The sequence below is a fragment of the Paenibacillus sp. VTT E-133291 genome (assembly GCF_002264395.1).
In the GTDB taxonomy this organism is placed as follows: domain Bacteria; phylum Bacillota; class Bacilli; order Paenibacillales; family Paenibacillaceae; genus Paenibacillus_AQ; species Paenibacillus_AQ nitricinens.
In genome coordinates, this window is sequence record NZ_NFVA01000181.1 from 1 (window position 1) to 4,079 (window position 4,079).

General features: G+C 45.0%; 5 protein-coding genes. 1 reads left to right on the top strand and 4 read right to left on the bottom strand.

The annotated features are described in order from the left end of the window. Positions 1-307: 307 nt before the first annotated feature. From CA598_RS31195 to aroA, 3 genes are all read right to left on the bottom strand, one after another. On the bottom strand, positions 308-976 hold the full coding sequence (locus tag CA598_RS31195; RefSeq protein ID WP_094879014.1) for a hypothetical protein: 669 nt from the start codon (positions 974-976) through the stop codon (positions 308-310). 154 nt (positions 977-1,130) lie between these two features. After that, complete coding sequence (locus CA598_RS31200; RefSeq protein ID WP_094868507.1) at positions 1,131-1,559, bottom strand: CoA-binding protein; 429 nt, start codon at positions 1,557-1,559, stop codon at positions 1,131-1,133. Between the two features lie 75 nt (positions 1,560-1,634). Then, positions 1,635-2,927, bottom strand: a complete 1,293-nt coding sequence (gene aroA, locus CA598_RS31205; RefSeq protein WP_094868506.1) for a 3-phosphoshikimate 1-carboxyvinyltransferase — start codon at positions 2,925-2,927, stop codon at positions 1,635-1,637. 109 nt (positions 2,928-3,036) lie between these two features. Here aroA and CA598_RS31210 point away from each other — a divergent pair, with 109 nt between their 5' ends. Continuing rightward, the gene (locus CA598_RS31210; RefSeq protein ID WP_094868505.1) at positions 3,037-3,342 is read left to right on the top strand and encodes a rhodanese-like domain-containing protein; all 306 of its coding nucleotides are present in this window, start codon (positions 3,037-3,039) and stop codon (positions 3,340-3,342) included. Between the two features lie 4 nt (positions 3,343-3,346). On the opposite strand, the gene CA598_RS31215 is transcribed toward CA598_RS31210, so the two are convergent. Continuing rightward, positions 3,347-3,895 (bottom strand): shikimate kinase, encoded by a 549-nt coding sequence (locus tag CA598_RS31215; protein ID WP_179281481.1) that lies wholly within the window; start codon positions 3,893-3,895, stop codon positions 3,347-3,349. Positions 3,896-4,079 lie beyond the last annotated feature (184 nt).

Below are 4,079 nucleotides of genomic sequence, written 5' to 3' on the forward strand. Positions count from 1 at the left end.
CTCCAATTCGATTAGGGGGCTTGAGAGAAAGTGTATAAGTTATATTTATTGAATGAAGTTTTGTATGCTGACTGAGTCTCTTTCTTTTGCTGCCGATGATTATAAAAGAAATTAATTGTACTTTGTGCAACTATTTATATCCTAGAAGCACTGAAATCCATATAAGTGTACTTTGTGCAATTATTTTTAATAATTTCGCCCTTTTTCTTACCTTTGGTGTGTAATAAGTGTACAAAGTACAACTAAACCACAATAGAATAGAGGTATTTCCGATATAGTTGTATATAGTGCAATTAATCTACCTCTCCTACCATATTTGATCTGGCCGCATAGCTTTCACCTCGTATTGTCGAACCCGTTCTCCCGTAATTACAGGCTTTATTAGTCCCTTCTCACTCAACGAGTGCAACAATCTGCGCGCCGTTCGAAAGTTAATGCTGAAATGGGTGGTCACATCCTTTGGACGGATCGCCCTACCCAGTCGCCAAGCCAACCGCAGAACCTCCTTCTCCTCAGACAAAATATCCACGCCTGCAGATTTGCGCGCTAAATGAGGTGCCAGCACCAATTGCAAAAGCATCCGGCACACCTCGGGGCGGTGTTGAAGATCATCAACAGAAAAATGAACCATCTTCCACCCCATTCCGGTCAGAAAAGTGTCCCGATTAGCTGCATAGTTGAATCTCTCTCGGTCCATGTCCTTCACATGGCTTTGAAACCCATCGCACTCAATCCCGAGACTACCGCCGCTCTGCGGAAGAAAAGCGAAATCCAGAAATTGAGATTTACGGTTCCAGTCGTACACTTCGTATTCTGGATGCAAATCATCAAGGCTCTCAAACAATGGCCACCATACATTCTGCAAGAACAACTTCTCCGCATAATTATGACCTCTAACCAGCCTCCCCTTTCTTTCTCCTGATCTTTCCTTCAAGTGCTTGTTAATGAACAAACCATGTGCTTCTTCAAATTCCATTATGGTATCCTCCCCTATAAAAATAAAAAAACGCCCTTCACCGCAAATCATGCGGATAAAGGACGTTCTTCGTCTAACTTCAGTATATCAAGTTTAAATGGTGATTTGCATTAGAAATTGTACAGCCTGTACAGCCGTCGTAATCAAACAACGCTTATTTACGCCCATGCATCGTGATTGCTTCCTCGACCTTGATACAGCGGTCCATAATTGCCGTCATACCGTGCTCAGCAGCGATTTCAGCGGCTTCCTGGCTAATGATACCCTGCTGGAGCCAGAGCACACGTGCGCCGATGTCAGCGGCCTCCTGTGCTACCTTTGCGCAGTATTCGCTTCGACGGAACACATTGACAATGTCCACCGGCTCTGGAATTTCCGCTAACGTATGATAGCACTTTTCTCCCAATATTTCACCATCAACCAATGGGTTTACAGGGATAATCCGATATCCCCGACTTTGCATAGCACCCGCGACCATATAGGAGGTACGGTCTGTTTTGTCAGACAGGCCAACAACTGCAATATTACCTGCAGAAGCAAGGATATCTCCGATCTGTTCCCGACTTGGATTCTCAAAGCTCATACATAGTGCCCCTTTCCATAGTTACACTTTATGATCCTTATATAACTGAAGCTAAATTCACTAGCTCCCTTACTTCTATTGTACCCACTCCACATTCGCACCAAGCGCACGCAGATGATCAAAGTATTGTGGATACGACTTAGCGACATGGTGAGCATCCTTGATCAAAAGTGGTTTTCGCGCTCGTAAACCTACTACGGACAACGCCATAATTACACGGTGGTCGTAATGCGCGTTAATGGTCACACCACCTTCAACGCCTTCAGGCATGCCGTGAACGATAATTTCATCGCGGCGTTCCTCAACATTGGCTCCAGCACGAGTCAATTCTGCCAAGTAATCAGTTATACGATCACATTCCTTATACCGAAGGTTCTCAACATTATAGAATCGTGAAGTGCCTTCAGCAAATACTGCAGCAGCTACCATAGCCAGCACTGCATCGGTGGCAGCATCTCCGTCGAATTCAACAGCTTTTAGAACGCCGTTCCCTTGTACGTGAACTGTTCCCTCGTTATGAGTAAGTGGTACTTCCATCATTCGCAACACATCGACAATGGCTCTTTCTCCCTGCTTACTCTGTTCCACAAGTCGATGTACCTTAACATCTGATTTGGTAACAGCAGCAGCCGCAAGAATAGCCGCAGAGCCAGGATAGTCACCTTGAACAGTATATGTCTTTGCCGCATAGGCTTGACGACCTGGTACTTTAAAGGTCATATAATCATCCGCCGCATGAACCACAATTCCAGCCTGCTCCAATACTTCTAGCGTCTGACCTACGACAACCTTTGATTTCAAATCATCAAGGACAATAATTTCACTATCTTCTTCAAGCAATGGTGTCAAGAATAGTAGAGCGCTTAGGAACTGGGAGCTGACAGCACCTGAAACTGTAATTCTCCCCCCAACAGGTTTGCCACCGCGGATCGTGATCGGCAGCTTACCTTCATTATGCTCTACCTTCACACCAAGCTGTTCTAGAGACACGATCAGGTCGTCATGTGGACGTTTGCCCAAAGAGTCAGGATACGTATTTACGAATGTGACCTCAGGGCTTAAAGCAGCTACAGCCATTAGAAAACGTAATACGGCTCCAGCATTCCCCACATTAAGTTCCTTAACATCCTTAGGTTTACGTCCAAAGCCCTGAATCACAATCTTCTCATCATCTTCTGTGAGTACAGCTCCCAAATCTGCAATACAACGACGGATGGCATCGCTATCTTCACTATGTGCCGGATGATAGATCGTACTTACGCCTTCTGACAATGCAGCAACCAGCAAATAACGAGTGGTATAGTTTTTGGAAGAGAGGGCCCCAAATTCTCCTTGCAGGGATGGCGTTGGCCTAACAATAACGTCCATAATATAAACTCTCCTTAGTAGATATAGTTGTATGTAGTGCTTGTTTGACAGGGTATTCTATGCTTGTGTTATCATTAAACCATTCTTCTGATGAAAAGAGGTCACAACCATGCATAATGTTCCACAAATCACACCGCAAGAATTGCGGCAGTGTCTAGAGACAGGGGAAGACCTTGTACTCATCGACGTTCGTGAAGACGAAGAGGTCGCCTTCGGGATGATTCCCGGTGCACAGCATATCCCCATGGGAGAAATTCCACACCGCACTGAGGATATTCCAAGTGATGCCAAAGTGATCTTCATCTGCCGTTCCGGTGCTCGAAGCCAACGTGTCTGCGAATATCTACAGCAGTTTGGCATTCATGCTACAAATTTAAACGGCGGTATGATTGAATGGAATGAAACACTCTCTTAAAAACTCAGCCGCGGTAATGCATTAAAATATGTTGCGACACTTCTGCCGCTGTCAGTCCCGTTGTATCGACCGTGTAATGCGCGAACAGGTAAGCTTCATGGCGGTCTTCCATGATACGTCTAACCCGTTCTTCTGCATTGCCGGCGAGCAGCGGACGATTCTGATCTCCGCTAACGCGGGCAATAATCTCTTCTTCTGTTGCCGTTAGCGCAACCACATGCCCTTTACTCAGCATTAAATCTGTATTCCCCGGCGCCAATACCGCGCCACCACCCGTAGATATTAATTTATTCTCAGATTCTAGCATACGCTTTAGTACTGCTGTTTCCACGCTTCGAAAGTAATGCTCTCCATCTTCCGCGAAAATTTCTGCAATGCTTCGGCCTTCAGTTTCAACAATGACATGATCCAAATCAACCAGCTCATAGCCCAGTTCCTCGGCCAAAATAGCACCTACCGTTGACTTTCCCGTTGCCATCATCCCTACTAAAATAATGTTCTTATTTCTTTGCTCTTCGTTCAACTTTTTAAATTCTTCAGTATCCCCAGCCATGTCTATCCTCCAACCGCGATATTTGTCATATCATAACACAGGGTCAAAACATTAGACAATCTGCTTCACATAGTAAATACACATCAAAATTTCAACAAAAAAGGCCCGAAAGCCTCCCCATTTCTGGTGAAGCAATTCGGGCCACTTTTCTAACATATAAGAAAGTATAAGTTTCACGTTATAC